Source organism: Tabrizicola piscis (genome assembly GCF_003940805.1).
GTDB classification, from domain to species: Bacteria; Pseudomonadota; Alphaproteobacteria; order Rhodobacterales; family Rhodobacteraceae; genus Tabrizicola; species Tabrizicola piscis.
On sequence record NZ_CP034328.1, the window covers coordinates 3823125 to 3838471 of the forward strand.

14 protein-coding genes and 1 tRNA gene are annotated in these 15347 nt (G+C 62.9%); 8 read left to right on the forward strand and 7 right to left on the reverse strand.

All coding sequences use genetic code 11. The features are described from left to right. Nucleotide 1: 1 nt before the first annotated feature. The 3 genes from EI545_RS18570 to EI545_RS18580 are packed head-to-tail and all read left to right on the forward strand — an operon-like array spanning nt 2 to nt 3289. Nucleotides 2-817: an ABC transporter permease gene (locus EI545_RS18570; RefSeq protein ID WP_125326860.1), complete on the forward strand. Its 816-nt coding sequence runs from the start codon at nt 2-4 to the stop codon at nt 815-817. After that, on the forward strand, nt 810-2444 hold the full coding sequence (locus EI545_RS18575; RefSeq protein ID WP_125326861.1) for an ABC transporter ATP-binding protein: 1635 nt from the start codon (nt 810-812) through the stop codon (nt 2442-2444). Before EI545_RS18570 ends, EI545_RS18575 begins: the two co-directional genes overlap by 8 nt. Next, entirely contained in the window at nt 2441-3289 is an 849-nt protein-coding gene (locus EI545_RS18580) for an alkaline phosphatase family protein (RefSeq protein WP_125326862.1), read from the forward strand. The genes EI545_RS18575 and EI545_RS18580 overlap by 4 nt, the downstream gene beginning before the upstream one ends. On the opposite strand, the gene EI545_RS18585 is transcribed toward EI545_RS18580, so the two are convergent. Then, the gene (locus EI545_RS18585; protein WP_125326863.1) at nt 3279-4244 is read right to left on the reverse strand and encodes an alpha/beta hydrolase; all 966 of its coding nucleotides are present in this window, start codon (nt 4242-4244) and stop codon (nt 3279-3281) included. The two genes, EI545_RS18580 and EI545_RS18585, sit on opposite strands and share 11 nt — an antisense overlap. 370 nt (nt 4245-4614) lie before the next feature. Between EI545_RS18585 and EI545_RS18590 the strand changes: the two genes are divergently transcribed. From EI545_RS18590 to EI545_RS18605, 4 genes are all read left to right on the forward strand, one after another. Next, nucleotides 4615-5760, forward strand: coding sequence for a cache domain-containing protein (locus tag EI545_RS18590; RefSeq protein ID WP_125326864.1), 1146 nt, complete (start codon nt 4615-4617; stop codon nt 5758-5760). 2 nt (nt 5761-5762) lie between these two features. Further along, nucleotides 5763-6926, forward strand: coding sequence for an HlyD family secretion protein (locus tag EI545_RS18595; RefSeq protein WP_125326865.1), 1164 nt, complete (start codon nt 5763-5765; stop codon nt 6924-6926). Then, nucleotides 6883-8940 carry a glycosyltransferase family 2 protein gene (locus tag EI545_RS18600; RefSeq protein WP_245990178.1) on the forward strand — a complete coding sequence of 686 codons (2058 nt, stop codon included), beginning with the start codon at nt 6883-6885 and terminating at the stop codon, nt 8938-8940. Before EI545_RS18595 ends, EI545_RS18600 begins: the two co-directional genes overlap by 44 nt. A gap of 380 nt (nt 8941-9320) precedes the next feature. Continuing rightward, nucleotides 9321-10550: a hypothetical protein gene (locus tag EI545_RS18605; RefSeq protein WP_125326866.1), complete on the forward strand. Its 1230-nt coding sequence runs from the start codon at nt 9321-9323 to the stop codon at nt 10548-10550. Nucleotides 10551-10654: 104 nt separating this feature from the next. Here the strand turns inward: EI545_RS18605 and EI545_RS18610 are convergent. The 6 genes from EI545_RS18610 to EI545_RS18635 all read right to left on the reverse strand — a co-directional run bounded on the left by EI545_RS18610 (nt 10655) and on the right by EI545_RS18635 (nt 14692). Continuing rightward, nucleotides 10655-10728, reverse strand: a tRNA-Cys gene (locus EI545_RS18610). A 67-nt stretch (nt 10729-10795) separates the two neighbouring features. After that, complete coding sequence (locus EI545_RS18615) at nt 10796-11395, reverse strand: NAD(P)H-dependent oxidoreductase (RefSeq protein WP_125326867.1); 600 nt, start codon at nt 11393-11395, stop codon at nt 10796-10798. After that, nucleotides 11392-11973, reverse strand: coding sequence for an NAD(P)H-dependent oxidoreductase (locus EI545_RS18620; RefSeq protein ID WP_125326868.1), 582 nt, complete (start codon nt 11971-11973; stop codon nt 11392-11394). The genes EI545_RS18615 and EI545_RS18620 overlap by 4 nt, the downstream gene beginning before the upstream one ends. Then, the gene (locus tag EI545_RS18625) at nt 11973-12836 is read right to left on the reverse strand and encodes an ABC transporter permease (protein WP_125326869.1); all 864 of its coding nucleotides are present in this window, start codon (nt 12834-12836) and stop codon (nt 11973-11975) included. Before EI545_RS18625 ends, EI545_RS18620 begins: the two co-directional genes overlap by 1 nt. Beyond that, nucleotides 12833-13630: an ABC transporter ATP-binding protein gene (locus EI545_RS18630; RefSeq protein WP_125326870.1), complete on the reverse strand. Its 798-nt coding sequence runs from the start codon at nt 13628-13630 to the stop codon at nt 12833-12835. Before EI545_RS18630 ends, EI545_RS18625 begins: the two co-directional genes overlap by 4 nt. Before the next feature lie 48 nt (nt 13631-13678). Further along, nucleotides 13679-14692, reverse strand: coding sequence for an ABC transporter substrate-binding protein (locus EI545_RS18635; RefSeq protein ID WP_125326871.1), 1014 nt, complete (start codon nt 14690-14692; stop codon nt 13679-13681). A 251-nt stretch (nt 14693-14943) separates the two neighbouring features. On the opposite strand from EI545_RS18635, the gene EI545_RS18640 reads away from it, so the two are divergent. After that, nucleotides 14944-15336: a RidA family protein gene (locus EI545_RS18640; protein WP_125326872.1), complete on the forward strand. Its 393-nt coding sequence runs from the start codon at nt 14944-14946 to the stop codon at nt 15334-15336. Nucleotides 15337-15347: the final 11 nt, after the last annotated feature.

The window sequence follows — 15347 nt, forward strand, 5'->3', positions numbered from 1 at the left end:
CATGAGAATGCCCATTTCCGCAATGATCGGGATCTTCTTCACCGCCAGCTATTTCATCGCGGCGTTGTTCGCCGACTGGCTGGCCCCCTACGGCATGGCGGAAATCGTGGGCGATGTCTGGGAGCCGTGGTCGGCTGAGCATCTTCTGGGCACCGACGGCATCGGTCGCGACCTTCTCAGCCGGATGATCTATGGCGGCCAGACGACAATCTTCGTGGCGGCAACGGCGACGGTGCTGAGTTTCTCGCTCGGGTCCATCCTTGGGTTCACGGCGGCGGTGCGCGGGGGCTGGATCGACCAGATCCTGTCGCGCATGGTTGATCTGATGATGTCGATCCCGTCGCTGATCTCGGCGCTGGTCGTGCTGTCGGTGATGCCGGTGACCCTGCCCGTGCTGATCCTGGTGATGGGGGTGTTGGACGCCACGCGCGTGTTCCGCCTTAGCCGCGCGGTGGCGGTGGACATCACCGTGATGGACTATGTCGAGGCAGCGCGTCTGCGGGGCGAACAGCAATCCTGGATCATCTTCCGCGAGATCCTGCCCAATGCGCTGTCGCCGCTGGTGGCAGAAATGGGGCTGCGGTTCATCTTCATGGTGCTGTTCATCTCGACCCTGTCCTTCCTGGGTCTGGGCGTGCAGCCGCCGCTGGCCGACTGGGGCGGCATCGTGAAGGAAAACAAGGAGGGAATCGTCTACGGCATCCCTGCTGCCCTGTTGCCTGCCATCGCGATTGCGACACTGGCGATATCGGTCAACCTTGTGGCTGACTGGGTCCTGAACCGCACCGCAAGCCTGAAGGGGGGACGCAGTGGCTGAACCCCTGCTGGACATCAAGGATCTGAAGATCGAAGCGACGTCCTACCCCCCGGGCGAGGCGCCGCGCAATGTGACGCTGGTCGAAGGCGTGTCGTTTCAGTTGGAAAAGGGCAGGGTGCTGGGCCTGATCGGGGAATCCGGGGCGGGCAAGTCGACCATCGGCCTGTCCTCCATGGCCTATGGCCGGGGGGGCGTGCGGATCACGGGCGGGAGCATCCAGCTGAACGGGCGGGATCTGCGCCAGACCGACGCTGCAGGGTTGCGTGCCGTCCGGGGCCGGGACGTGACCTATGTGGCGCAGTCTGCTGCCGCCGCCTTCAACCCGGCCCGCCGCCTGATGGAGCAGGTCATCGAGGCGACGCTGCGCCACGACCTCGCCTCGCAATCCGAGGCCGAGGCGCGGGCGGTCGCCCTGTTTCGCAAGCTGGGCCTGCCGGACCCGGAAAGCTTTGGCACCCGCTATCCGCATCAGGTGTCGGGCGGGCAGTTGCAGCGTGCGATGACGGCGATGGCCCTGTGCCCGAAGCCCGATCTGGTGGTGTTCGACGAACCCACGACGGCGCTGGACGTGACCACCCAGATCGACGTGCTGGCGGCGATCAAGGAAGCGATCCGCGATACTGGTGTGGCAGCGCTTTACATCACGCATGACCTTGCGGTCGTGGCGCAGGTTGCCGATGACATCATGGTGCTGCGCCATGGCAAGATGGTGGAATATGGCACCACCGAACAGATCATTACCGCCCCGCGTGAGGACTATACCCGCGCGCTGGTGTCGGTCCGGTCGATCGAACATGAGGAAAAGGCCCCGGCTGACCCGATCCTGACAGTGTCGCATGTGACCGCGCGCTATCGTGGCACGAATTTCGACGTGTTGAAGGATATCACCGTGGACCTTCCGGCCGGGCAGACGCTGGCTGTGGTCGGGGAAAGCGGGTCGGGCAAATCTACCCTTGCCCGGGCGATCACCGGCCTGTTGCCGCCCAGTGCGGGCAAGATCACTTTTGCCGGGCGCACTCTTGCGCCCGCGCTTAAGGACCGGAGCAAGGATGATCTGCGCGAGTTGCAGATGATCTATCAGATGGCCGATACCGCGATGAACCCGCGCCAGACCGTGGGGACAATCATCGGGCGGCCGCTGGAGTTCTACTTTGGCCTGACGGGCGAGGCCAAACGCCAGCGCCTGCAGGAACTGCTGGATCAGATCGAAATGGGCGCGGGCTACATCGACCGCTATCCGGCCGAGCTTTCGGGTGGTCAGAAGCAGCGCGTCTGCATCGCACGGGCGCTGGCCGCAAAGCCGCGCCTTATCATCTGTGACGAGGTGACCTCGGCGCTTGATCCGCTGGTTGCCGATGGCATCCTGAAGCTGCTTCTGAACCTGCAGCAGCGCGAACATGTGGCCTATCTGTTCATCACCCATGATCTGGCGACCGTGCGGGCCATCTCGGACCGGATTGCGGTGATGTATCGTGGCGAGGTGGTGCGTTATGGCCAGAAGTCGGACGTGCTGGCCCCGCCCTTTGACGATTATACGGACCTCTTGCTGTCCTCGGTGCCCGAGATGCGGCTGGGCTGGCTTGAGGAAGTGATTGCCAACCGCAAGATGGAGAGTGGTGGAAATTGACCACGGGAAAGCTGCTGCTGATCATCCTCGACGGGGTCCCTTACGCCAACTGGCGCCGGTTGTTCGGCAATCTGGAAGGCTGGGTGGCCAGTGGCGAGGCGCAGGTCTGGAAGATGCGGGCGGTGCTGCCTTCGACCTCGGCCTGTTGCTATGCCTCGATCCACACGGGCGTCTCGCCGCAGGTGCATGGCATCACCGGTAATGACACGATCCGGCGGATCGACCTGCCGGACATCTTTTCCGAGACCAGCAAGGCCGGTGGCCGAACCGGTGCAGTCGCCCATTCCTTCTGGAGCGAGTTCTTCAACCGCGCGCCCTTCGATCCGGTCCGGGATCTGGAATATGATGAACCGCAGGCCAGCCCGATCTCGCACGGGCGGTTTCATACGATGGCGGGCTACAACCTGATCAATCAGATGACGCCTTCAGATGCCGATCTGTTCGCGACCCTGACCATGCTGTGTGAACGTCACGGGATCGACTATGGCATGCTGCACACCTGCACGCTGGACAGCATGGGCCATCGGTTCGGCCATGACTGCACCGAGATGGACCACGCCTGCTACGCGATGGATGCGATGCTGGCGCCCTTCATCCCGCGGTGGCGCGCTGCGGGGTATGAGGTGATTGTCACCGCCGACCATGGCCAGTCGATCCGGGGGCATCACGGCGGGGCGGGTGCGGATCAGCAGGACTTTGCGCTGTACTACTTCGGCGCTGGCAAGGGGCCAAAGCCGGATGTGCTGCTTGACCAACTGGCGCTGGCGCCGACGATCCTGTCTCGGCTGGGGGTTAAGGTGCCAACCAGCATGAAGGCCCAGCCCTTCCTGTCCGTCAAGGCGTGACCGGGACGCCATCGCGCAAGTCCCGGATCGCCGTCGTGATGCGGCTAAAACTGGCGGCGGCGCGCGGAACGCTGTGGCGCGCGCGCAGATAGCCGTGGACAAGGCCGGGTTCACGGACCCACATCGCCTGACCGCCTGCGTTCTGGATCCGCGTCGCATAGTCAGAGCCGTCGTCGCAGAGCGGGTCACACTCGGCGCTGAAGATCACGGTGGGCGGCAGTCCGGCAAAGTTCTGATCCCGCAAGACCGCGGCTGTCGGGTCATCCTGCGGCTCGGGGCCGTCGTACCTGATCCGGGCGTAGAACAGCACGTCGTCGCGGGTCAGCATCGGGGCGTTGGCGTGGGTCAGATAGCTTCCGGCATTCCTGTCGCCCCCGAGACCGGGGTAGATCAGCACCTGACCCAGCAGGCGCACGTCCCCGCCGCGCAGGGCATGGCTGACCGAGGCCGCCAGGGCCGCCCCGGCGCTGTCCCCGGCCAGCACCAAAGGCCCATGGTCGCCATGCAGCGCCTGCACTGCGGCCAGACAGTCGTTGAAGGCTGCTGGGTGGCGGTGCTCCGGGGCCAGCCGATAGTCGACCGAGACCACCCGCATGCCCGTCGCCGCGCAGATTTCGGCGCAGACGTCATCATGGCTTTCAAGACCGCCCACCACGAAGCCGCCGCCGTGCATATAGACAACGGTGCCGACCATGCCGGGGGTTTCGTAGACGCGCAGGGGAACGCCGGAGGCAGACCCGTCCCGGGCTGTCACGCCTTCAGGATAGCCCGCATGGAAGGCACGGCACATGCGGTCATAAACGGCGCGTTGCTGGGCCATGGTCAGGCCGACGGCGTCCGCCGGATAGAAGCGCGCGGTTTCGGTTATGAAGGCCCAAGTCGGGGCGTCGATCAACTGGTCATAGTCGGGGTCTGAGCTGGGTGCGGAAGCGGTCAGGTGGCGGGCGTCTTGCATGGCTTTTGCTTTCTGACCGTTCGCAACAGTCGCTTGGTCCGTGCTGTCTTGCCCGGTCCCTTGTCCCTGAAGGGCATGGCCGCCCTTGGCAGACTGTACCGATGAATTGCGCCGTATCCTAGCAAACTTGCCCGCGATGGGGGAGGTCGCTTCGCCACCATGGACCACGACGACGCAAACGCCCGTATTCAGATTTCCGGTGGAATGCAGGCGGATCGGCGTGCGTCTGACTGCACCCATAGAGGCTTCACTGCGAAGGAAATTCTTCAGGAGGCGTGCAACTTTTTACAGAAGTAGTCCGTAGCTACACAACCGGAAGTCGTAGCGCTATAGTGCTGGGATTGGAAACAACAGAAGCAAGAGACACGCAGTGACCAAAAGCACCCCGTCGCCGCTGTCCTTGGCAGCCGCTCTCAACGCCTTTGTCGTTACTTTCGGCGTGCTGTTTGGTGTGGTGACCGTCTACCTTGTCCTTGATCGCGCCAGAGTGTTCGAGACTCAGGCACTGACGGATGCCGTTCAGGTCCGGGGCCGACATGCGGCAGACGATCTGGCACGGAACCTGAACGACACTTGGCGCATGCTGGCCGCGGTCAGGGACAAGGCGTCAGCGTCCGATCCGGACATGATCCGGGGCATGTTGACGGCCGTGGTCGGCGATGGACTGCGCGTATCTTGGGCAGGGTTTGCAGAGCCGAACGGTCAGGTTCGCATGGCATCGGATGACTTGCTTTTGGGGGCTGACGTGTCATCGCGGCCCTGGTTCCAACGTGGCCTTTCGGGAAGTTTCGCGGGCGATGTGCATGAAGCCGTCCTGCTGAACGATCTTCTCGGCGGGACGGAGGCCGATCCATTCCGTTTCATCGATCTTGCCGCACCTGTCATCGGAGCCGATGGCACGGTCGATGGTGTCATCGGTCTGCATATCGATTTCTCCTGGGCCGAGGCCCTGCTTTCCGAGACCGCAGAAGAGCTTGGGCTTGACCTTTTCCTGGTCAATCAGGCGGGGGAACTGATCCTGTCGACCGATCCATCCGTCAGCAGCAGCATCGAGTTGCAGGCCTTCCGCGCGGCTGCAGCTGGCGTCGCTTCGACCACTGTCGAGACCTGGCCCGACGGTATCCGCTATTTCGCAACGGTCATTCCCGAGGTCCAGTATGATGATCTGCCCTCGTTCGGTTGGCGCATCGTGGCGCGGATCGCCCCCACGTCCTTTGATCAGGCGCAGGCGCAGTTGCTGCGGTCTGTCGTGATCGTGCTGTCCGCGGTCGGGCTGCTTCTTCTGGTCATGACAGCGGCCTTCAGCCGCTGGTTCCTGCAGCCCTTCCACGACCTGGCCGAGAACGCCCGGCGGATGGCGGAGGGGTCGGACGAATACCCGTTCGAATCGCGGCGGACCAGCGAACTTGCCAGATTGTCGGCAGCGCTGGCGCGATTGCAGTCAAGAGAGACGGCAGGTCCTTCGCCGGGCGTGACTTCTGCAGCGACCACGCCCCTTACGCCGAAGGAGAAATAGGAATGCGCTACTTTCGTCTCTTGTTGGGTGTGCTTGTCATTGCTGGAACGATCTGGATCATCATCGGCGAACAGATGTCGGGTGCCAGCGCCGACGCCTTTGTCAACGCGCGGCTTGCCACGGTTCGGGCTCCGGTTGCGGGGCGGCTGACGATACCGGAACGCCCGCTTGGATCATCCGTGGGGGCGGGCGAGGAACTGGGCACGGTCGCAGACAGCCTGGCCGATGCGATCCGGTTGAATGATCTTGTCATGGAAGAGGCCATCGCCGAGGCCGAACTGGCCGCCGTGCGCGCACGTCTTGACACTGTTGACGACCAGATCGAACCGCTGTCGCTTCGACTGTCAGCCTACACTGGCGCCCGCGTGGCCGAGATTGAGGCGCGGCTTGCACATGCGCGGGACCGGCTTGCGCTGCTGGAGTCCGGTACGCAGGTTGAAACGAACCTGTCGGATCTTGCCGCAGGGGCGCAGCTGGGCGAGGGGTCTGATCCGCGGCTGCCCGGTCTTGCCTTGACCTATGCGCGGGAACGGGTCGCCGTGCTTGAGATCGCACTGGACGCGGCGAGGAATGGGGTTTTCCTTGGCGATGGGTACAATGACGCCCCCTATTCGGAACAGCGACGCGCCGAAATGGTCACGCTGCGCGACGGTCTGGCCGCAGATGTTGATCTTGGATCGGCGCGCCTTGTCGCAATCAAGACGCGGATCGCACAAGAGCAAGTGCGGGCAAGCGCGCTTGGGCGCGCCGCCCTGATCGCGCCGGCAAGTGGCGTGATATGGGAAGCGCTTGCTGCCGATGGCGAGGTTGTTCAGCGCGGACAGGACGTGTGGCGGCTGGTCGATTGCGGGTCAGTGATCGTCAGCCTGTCGGTGACGGAAAGCATCTACAACAGCTTGCAGATCGGTGACGCGGCGGTGTTTCGGCTGTCGGGCGACGGGCGCAGCTTTCCCGCCACCGTTCTAAGGCTGGCAGGGTCGGGGGCCCGCACGATCTATGACAACCTTGCGGTGGCCCCAAGCCAGAAGCATCTTGAACGCCATGACGTGACACTGCTGGTCCCGGCCTTGCGTGACGACCCGTCGCTTTACTGTCTGGTTGGTCGGTCCGGCCGGGTCTTCTTTGACCGTCGCCCGCTGGATCTGGTCAGGAACCTTTGGCAATGATCGCCGCCCCGCACGGCTGGGACGGCCGCTGATGCCGCCGGTCTTTCTCGGCGACGCCGCTTCAGGTGCCATTCCGATGCTCTTGGTCCTCGGCTTGGCCATTCTGCTGCCGCTGATCATCGACCCGTCGCGCACCAGTCACCGCGTTCCGCTGTTTCTGGTCGCTGGCATACTTGCGTTGCGCTACGCGTGGTGGCGGCTGACCGAAACGATCGCGCCGATTGGCTGGACATGGGATTTCGCGGCGAGCTGGTCCTTGGCGGCGTTCGAGATGGCCGCGCTTTTAGGGTCATTGTCCGGTTTCGTGTTGATGTCGCGTGTGCGACAGCGGACAGCCGAGGTTGAAAGGCATCGCGGCTGGTGGGGCGATGCACCCTTGCCAAGGGTGGCCATTCTTATCGCCACCTACAACGAGTCGCTTGAGGTGCTGGAGCGGACAATCGTCGGTGCCTTGGCGCTGAACCACCCGGCGAAGGAAGTCGTCGTGCTGGATGACGGTCGGCGCGACTGGTTGCACGACTACTGCAACAGGCAGGGTGTGCGGTATCTGCGACGGGCGGACAACAAGGGGTCCAAGGCCGGCAACATCAATGCGGCCCTTCAGGTCCTTCGATCCGATCCGACACCGCCAGAGTTCATCGCAGTCCTTGATGCCGATTTCGTGCCACACCGGGGGTTCATCAGCCGCTCGCTGGCGCTGTTTCATGACCCGACCGTGGGCTTGGTGCAAACGCCCCAGCATTTCTTCAATGCCGATCCGATCCAGCACAATCTGGGCCTCAGCCGATCATACCCTGATGAGCAACGGTTCTTCTTTGACCACATGCAGCCCTCGCGCGATGCCTGGGGCATCGCAATCTGCTGCGGAACTTCGTCGATGGTGCGGCTTGCAGCGCTTGATGCGGTCGGCGATTTTCCGACGGACAGCGTGACCGAGGATTTTCTGCTTACCGTGGTCCTGCAGACGGCGGGCTACCAGACCGTATACCTGAACGAACCCCTGACCGAGGGTCTCGCCCCCGAGGGATTGAAGGAATACGTGACGCAAAGGGCGCGTTGGTGCCTTGGGCAGATGCAGATCGTGCGCAGCCGGTTTGGCCCCCTTGGGATGTCCACACTGCGTCTGAGAGACCGGTGGAGCATGCTCGACGCGACGCTTTATTGGGTCGCCTCGTTTCCGTTCCGGATCGCGGCACTTGTCTACCCGCTGCTCTACTGGTTCTTCAACATTACCGTGGTGGATGCCGAAGTCGCAGACGTTCTGAGCTACTTTGGAACCTATTTTGTTTGGGTGACGATGGTGATGAACACCTTGTCGCGGGGTCTGATCGTGCCTGTCATTCATGACGTCAGCCAGTTGCTGGGTGCGATCCCCATCACGCGCGCGGCCTTCGTGGGCTTGCTGCGGCCGAGGGGGCATCCGTTCTCGGTAACGGCCAAGGGCGGCGATCGAAGCCAGGTGACCGTGCAGTGGTCGTTGATGTTTCCCTATCTCTGCCTTCTGGTTCTGACGCTTGTCGGGCTGTCCTTGGGGATCATGTTCGACAGCTTTGCCTTCTACGACGCGGGGGACGGCAAATCGGTCATCCTGTTCTGGACGATCTATAACGCCATAGTTCTTGCCGTTCTGGTCATTGCCTGTGTGGAACTGCCCCGGAACGAGCGTCACATTGCCGATAAACCCGAACGGGCGATCTTTGTGGCCGAAGGAAAGCCGGGCCGGGTGTGGCTGGTCGGGATGACGCAGAATTCCGCGCGTATTCGGGGGCAGGTGCATCCAGCAGGAACGCGCGGGCTGATGCGCATCCGAGAGGTGGGGGATGTTCCGGCAATCGTGCTTGAACCGACGATTGATGGCGGTCGCGTGGCGTTGCTGCCCAACGAAGAGCAGCAGCATAACTTCATGCGTCGCTTCTACACCGAGGGCGAAGCGCCCGGCGTGATCGCTGTCAAATCGACAGCGTTGCTGAATGACCTTGCCAGACGTTTTTCCTTTTCCTGGGGCAGGCCATGACCGCACGATCCGTGACACCTGCGCGCGACTTCGCGTGGTCGCCCTTGCTGCGCGCTGCGGACTGATCGCCCCTGGGCCTTACAGTCGCAAAGCTGCCCCCGGCAGGAGCTGTGATGTCCTGCATGGCGCGAAACCGGCCGTCCAGGTTGACCGCGTTCATCTGAGAACCGTGGAACCGCAGGCCCTGCATTCTGGTCCGGATGTCCTGCTCCAGGCCGCCGCCTTGCCCCGGGTCGCATTCCGCTGCGCAAACCGATTGATTAACGCTCACATTCAGGCGAGATTTCCGTCCAGCGGCAACACATTCAAGTAATGTCGGATGTTCGGCTCAGCTCTTTGCGACGTTCACGCTATCCAGGTTGCCGGCAGGAAAGCCCCCGATGAAGATCATTGTCCATTTGGGCCAAGGCAAGACCGGAACCACGGCCTTGCAGGAATCACTGCATGCCGCAGCCACGGAACTGCGTGCGCACAAGGTTCTCTACCCTCAATTCGGGCACGGTTTCATCGCGCACCACTTGCTTTTGCCGCTGTGTGGCGATCCGAACCGTTTGCCGCCATGGAACTTGGAGACGCTGGGGGGGCCCGAAGCCGCTGTCGAAATCGCGCAGGTGGCGTGGCACAAGACCCGCGAAGACATTCGACGCAATCCGCCAGAGCTTCTGGTTCTGTCCAGTGAGTATCTTTTCCGCACGGCCGAGACCGTCAAGGCTCGCCTCTTTGGCCGCCTGTCGGAACTGTCCAGCGATATCACACCAGTGATTTACGTTCGGCATCCGGTCGACCATTGTCGGGCTCGGTTGCAGCAATCGTTGAAGCATTCTAACCGGCACTTTCGCCCGGTGCATGAGAATCTGAGGCAGCTCATACACGGCACTGATGCGGTGTTCGGCCGAAGTACCGAACTTGTAGCTTTCGCCCGGAACGAGCTTCATGGAAACGACATCGTCTTTGATTTCGCGACCCGCTTTCTTGCGCCATGGGTGCAGGCTGCGAACCTCAAAAGCTTGAACGCCAATGTCGGTCTGTCCGCGGAAGCCTTGGTGTTGCTGGCCCATTTGCGTGCGGAAGCTGGTGGATCCTACGAAGCCTCGCGGCACGTGGAGCGCCTGATCCCGCAGCTGGAAGCTTTGGATAGAAGCGATCCCCCGACGCAACCATTTACCCTTCTGCCCGAGGTGGCGGAGGCCGCGCTGCGCTCTGCCACCAGCCATCGCTGGCTGGTCGAGACAGGCAAGTTGCATATTCCGGGTCTCGACGTTGATAAGATCGACGGCGCCGCCCCACCGGACTGGATGCGCAGCGCACCGCCCGAGTCCCTTTTTCTACATGATCCCGAACGCCTGGATCGCCTGCGCAGATCGATCGAGCTGCAACAGTCTACAGCCCGATCGATGACGGGACCGAGCACCGCATCGAACAGGCGATCCGGGTTAGGGGATCGGCTGTTGCGCTTCCTGCATCGGAAACTGGACTCGTTGCAGTATCTGAACGCTAGCGCCGCGCCGGGCCGGGGCGTCCGCGCTGAAGTGACGGAAGAGCGTGGAGTGAATGATCCGCTGCAGTCTGCTCTTGCCAAATCACTTGCGCCCAAAGGTGAGGGTCAGTAGCGGCGGGGACTGTCTCGCGTTCGTCTGATGGCGGATAGGGCGTGTGCGCCCCTTGTGCGTCACACTCGACGGCTGGTGGCTTAAGGCATTGTCCAAGGTGTGGATGGAGGCGGGTACCGGAATCGAACCGGTCTTCACGGATTTGCAATCCGCTGCGTAACCTCTCCGCCAACCCGCCGCGATGAGTGGGGATTCGATACCGGATCAGGCGTGCGGCTGCAAGTGGCTGATCGCGCGGAAATGGACTAACGCAGAAGCCTGTCAGTCTTGGTCGCGACCCGTTCCAGATGCCGGGCACGGCTTTCGGCGGTGGAACTGTCCATCAGGTAATGTGCGGCAAAGACAGTGCGGCGGCGCGGCGCGCATAGGAGCCCGATGCCGCGCGTCAGCATCCGTTTGCCGGGGCTTCCGACGAAAGTGGTCAGCCACCAGCTTGCGCCGCAGGTGGTGAACACACCTAGCCGGCGGATATGCGTGAGGCCTGGGCGGATGGTGCGGTTGACGCCGTTGGGCATCAGGAACGCGACATCGGGCAGCATGGTGCGATCCAGCCAGCCTTTGAGGATTGCGGGCAGGGCATACCACCACGTCGGGTAGATGAAGATCAGCGTATCGGCCCAGTGCAAGTCATCCACATCCCCCGCCACGATTTCGCGGTTGCGCGGGGTGTCGAGGTAGCCCTCCCACTGGGCCAGGCTGAGGGTTGGGTCGAAGGCGCGGGCGTAAAGGTCGATCACCCTGACCTCGGCCCCTTTGGCTGCAAGGCGGGACAGGACGGTATCCCGGACGGCCGAGGTGAAGCTGCCCTCTTTCGGGTGGCAATAGACGATCAGGGCGCGAGTCATAGACGGTCCATCTCATGCGCCACGCGGGCGAGAAAGGCCTTGCGGCCGGCGTCCGTCACCCGGTTCATGTCGTAAAGCGCCAGATAGCGCAGCCGGTCGGGGCGGCAGATGAAGCGGATGACGCGGGTGAACATCTTCTTCGGCGGGTTCCCGGCAGCCCAGGCGCGAAAGGGCGTGGCCCCATAGCTGGTCACGACGGCCAGCTTGCGGATATGGGTCAGGGCCGGGGCGACAAGGCCGTTCTCCAGCGTGAAGGACACGCCGGGCAGGTAGACCCGGTCGAAGTATCCCTTCAGGATAGCCGGAAAGCCGAAGTTCCAGACCGGGTAGACAAAGACCAGCGCCTGGGCCGCGCGCAGCCGGTCGACGTAGCCCTGAACAGGCGCGGTGTTGTTAGCGGTGTTCTGATAGCCCCGGCGTTCGGCGGCGGTCAGCACCGGATCAAACCCTTCGGCGTATAGATCGCACAGGTCCACGTCCCACCCCCGTGCAGTCAGGCGGTCAACGACTACCTGCTTCAGCGCCGCAGAAAAGCTTTCCGCGCAAGGCTGGGCAAAGACGACCAGAACGCGGGTCATCAGGTTTCGCGCTTCAGCGCACTTTCGTGCCATTTGCGCAAAAGCATGTGTGACAGGAACGACAGGCCGGCAAAGATCACCACCCCGGTGACGGCAATGAGGAGAAGTGCCGCAAACATCCGGGGGGCGTTCAGCCGGTAGCTCGCCTCAAGGATCCGGAAGGCAAGGCCCGACCCGATGCCGCCCGTCCCCGCCACATATTCCGCGACAATCGCCCCGATCAGGCTAAGGCCCCCGGCAATGCGCAGACCCCCAAGGAAGTAGGGCAGGGCCGAGGGCAATTGTAGATAGCGCAAGCGTTGCCAGCGGCTGGCGCCGTAGATCCGGAACAGATCGCGCAGGTTATGGTCGGTGGAGTTGAGGCCAAGTGTGGTGTTGGCCAGGATCGGGAAGAAGGCCACGATCCAGGCACAAAGCAGCAGCCCCGCCGTCCGACTGTCGACATAGATGAAGATCAAGGGCGCAATCGACACGACTGGCGTGACCTGCAGGATCACGGCGTAGGGGTAGAACGACATCTCGGCAAAGCGGCTTTGGTTGAACAGGACCGCAAGACCGACGCCCCCGATCACCGCAACGGCAAGGGCCATCAGAGTGATCTGCAGCGTGACCAAGAGCGCCTCGAACAGCATGGCCCAGTCCTTGACCAACGTCTCGATCACCTTGCCGGGGCTGGGAAGGATGTAATGCGGGATCTCGTTCCAGACGACCAGCCGGTCCCACCCGACGATCATGATGACAAAGACCAGCGCCGGAAGCACCCATTTCGCAACCCGGTCGATCCGGGCATTGCGCAGGCGGCGGGCTTCCTCGGGGTCAAGCGACAGGGAGTCGGGGGCTTTGCCAAGGTCTGTCACGGTCATGCCGCCTCTCCCATCGCGCGGTGCAGGGCCTTGCTGGTCACTTGGCAATGCGCGGCATATTCGGCCGAAGTCCGGAACACCTCATCCCGTGGATAGGGGGCGGTCACGGTCACCTCTTCGATCACCCGGCCCGGACGCGCCGCCATCACGATGATCCGGTCGGACAGGAACACGCTTTCAAACACGGAATGGGTGACAAAGATCACCGTGCAGCCGATCCGTTCGCGCAAGGCCAGAAGGTCGGTGTTCAGCTTGTGGCGGGTGATTTCGTCCAGCGCGGCAAAGGGTTCATCCATCAGGATCAGGCGCGGGTTGGTCACCAGCGCCCGCGCGATGGACACCCGCATCTTCATGCCGCCCGAAAGTTCGCGCGGATAGGATGCGGCAAAGGCCGACAGACCGACCAGTGACAGGGCCTGATCCACCTCATCCTTCGCGGCGGCAAAGCTCTTGCCGCGCAGGCGGAACGGCAAAAACACATTCTCGGCCACCGTGGCCCAGGGCATCAGCGTGGGTTCCTGAAACACCACGCCAAGATCGCCCGCACCTTGCCCCCCGTCCCAGCGGATGCGGCCCGCTGTCGGCGTAGACAGCCCGGCGATCAGCCGCAAGGCCGTGGATTTCCCGCAGCCGGACGGACCGAGAAGCGATATGAAATCGCCTTCATGCACGGTTAGCGACATGTCCCGCAGCGCGGTAACAGTGCCGTTGAAGACCTTGCCCACCTCGGCAAGCTCCATAAGCCGGGGGCGTTGGCCAAGCGGCAAGATCGGGCGATGGATCAGGTCTGTCATGCGCGGTGCAAGGTCGGGTGGGCAATCGCGCCCACCCGACGCAAGGTCCTACATCTTCGGCTTCAGGTCCATCCCCACGCCCTTGTTCACAAAGGTCGTGTTGATCGTCGCGGACCAGTCCAGATCACCCGAGACGACGCCCGCCGCGACCATCTTGTCGAAGAAGTCCTTCACCTTGGCCTCGTTCATCGCGCCGATCCCCATGGTTTCGGTATCGCCCGAATCCACGATCCCGGCCGACTTCATCTTCTCGATGGCATAGGCGATGGCCTCATCGGTCATTTCCGGATTGTCGGCCTTGATCATCGCATTGGCGGCGCTGTTGTCGTTGTACAGGTAATTGTACCAGCCCTTGATCGACCCTTCGACAAAGCAGGTCACCTGTTCGGGCTTGTTGGCCACCGTGTCAGCCATCGTCTCGATCAGCGTCGAATAGGTCGAATAGCCCGCGTCGGCGATCAGCCAGACATCCGGCTCCCAGCCGGTTTCCTTGGCGACGAAATAGGGCTCCGAGGACAGATACCCCTGCATCCCCCAGGTTTCGTTCGCGATGAACGGGGCCGGGTTGTAGGTGTAAACCTCGCGCTGCTCATCCGTGAAGCCATAGGCGGCCTTCATCCACTGGTAGAAGGACGCATAGCCCTGATCGCCGATCAGCAGCTTGTCGAGGGTCTTGAGCTCCTCAAAACTCGAAACCTTGCCGGGATGGGTCAGGATGACCTGCGGCTCTTTCTGGAAGCTGGCGGCCACGGCGACGATCGGAATGCCCTCCTGCGCGGCGCTGAATGCCTCCAGCAGGTTGCCGCCCATGTGATAGTCGACCTTGCCCGCGATCATCAGCGCGCGGTTGTTCACCTGTGGCCCGCCCGGCTGGATCGTCACGTCAAGCCCGCAGGCGGCATAGGTGCCATCGGCGACCGACTGGTAAAAGCCGCCATGTTCGGCCTGCGCCAGCCAGTTCGATCCAAACACCACGGGGACGTTCTGGGCCATCGCCGGGGCGGAAAGGGCGATGATGGCAGTCAAGGCAGTTGCGCAGGCAGCGCGGGCCTTCAGCGTCATGATTGGGTCTCCTGTCGGATTGGGGAAATGTCACGTCAACTCTGTTGTCGAAGCCTAGAACGCAGCCTTGGCAAGGCGAGGGGGCAATGCCGCTTTGGCCTGTATTTCCCGTGGAAAAGCCGCTTCAGCGGGCAGATCCCGTGGATGGATGCTGAAAAGTTACGCAGAAACGCCTGCAGGGCAAGAAAATCATTGCTATGTCTGGGCAGTCCCTGCACCCGGACGCACCCTTTCGCCCGAAGGAGAAATCCATGCGCATGCTGTCCCCGCCCACCATCGCACCGCCCTTTGCGGCCTATGCCCATGGGGTCGAGGTGCCGCCCGGTGCGCGGCTGGTGGTGACCTCGGGCCAACTTGCGCTGACGGCGGATGGCCGCGTGCCCGAGGGGGCAAGGGCGCAGGCGGACTTGTGCTTCCAGAACTGCACCGCGATCCTGGCCGAAGCAGGGATGGGCCCCTCCGACGTCATCCGCATCAATGCCTTCGTCACCGACCGCGCCCATATGCCGGGCTACATGGCCGCCCGCGATGCCTGGCTTGCCGGTATCCCCCGCCTGCCGGCCTCCACTCTGGTGATCGTTTCCGGCTTTACCCGGCCCGAGTTTCTGGTCGAGGTTGAAGTGACCGCTGCCGCGATCCCGTGACCGCGACAATT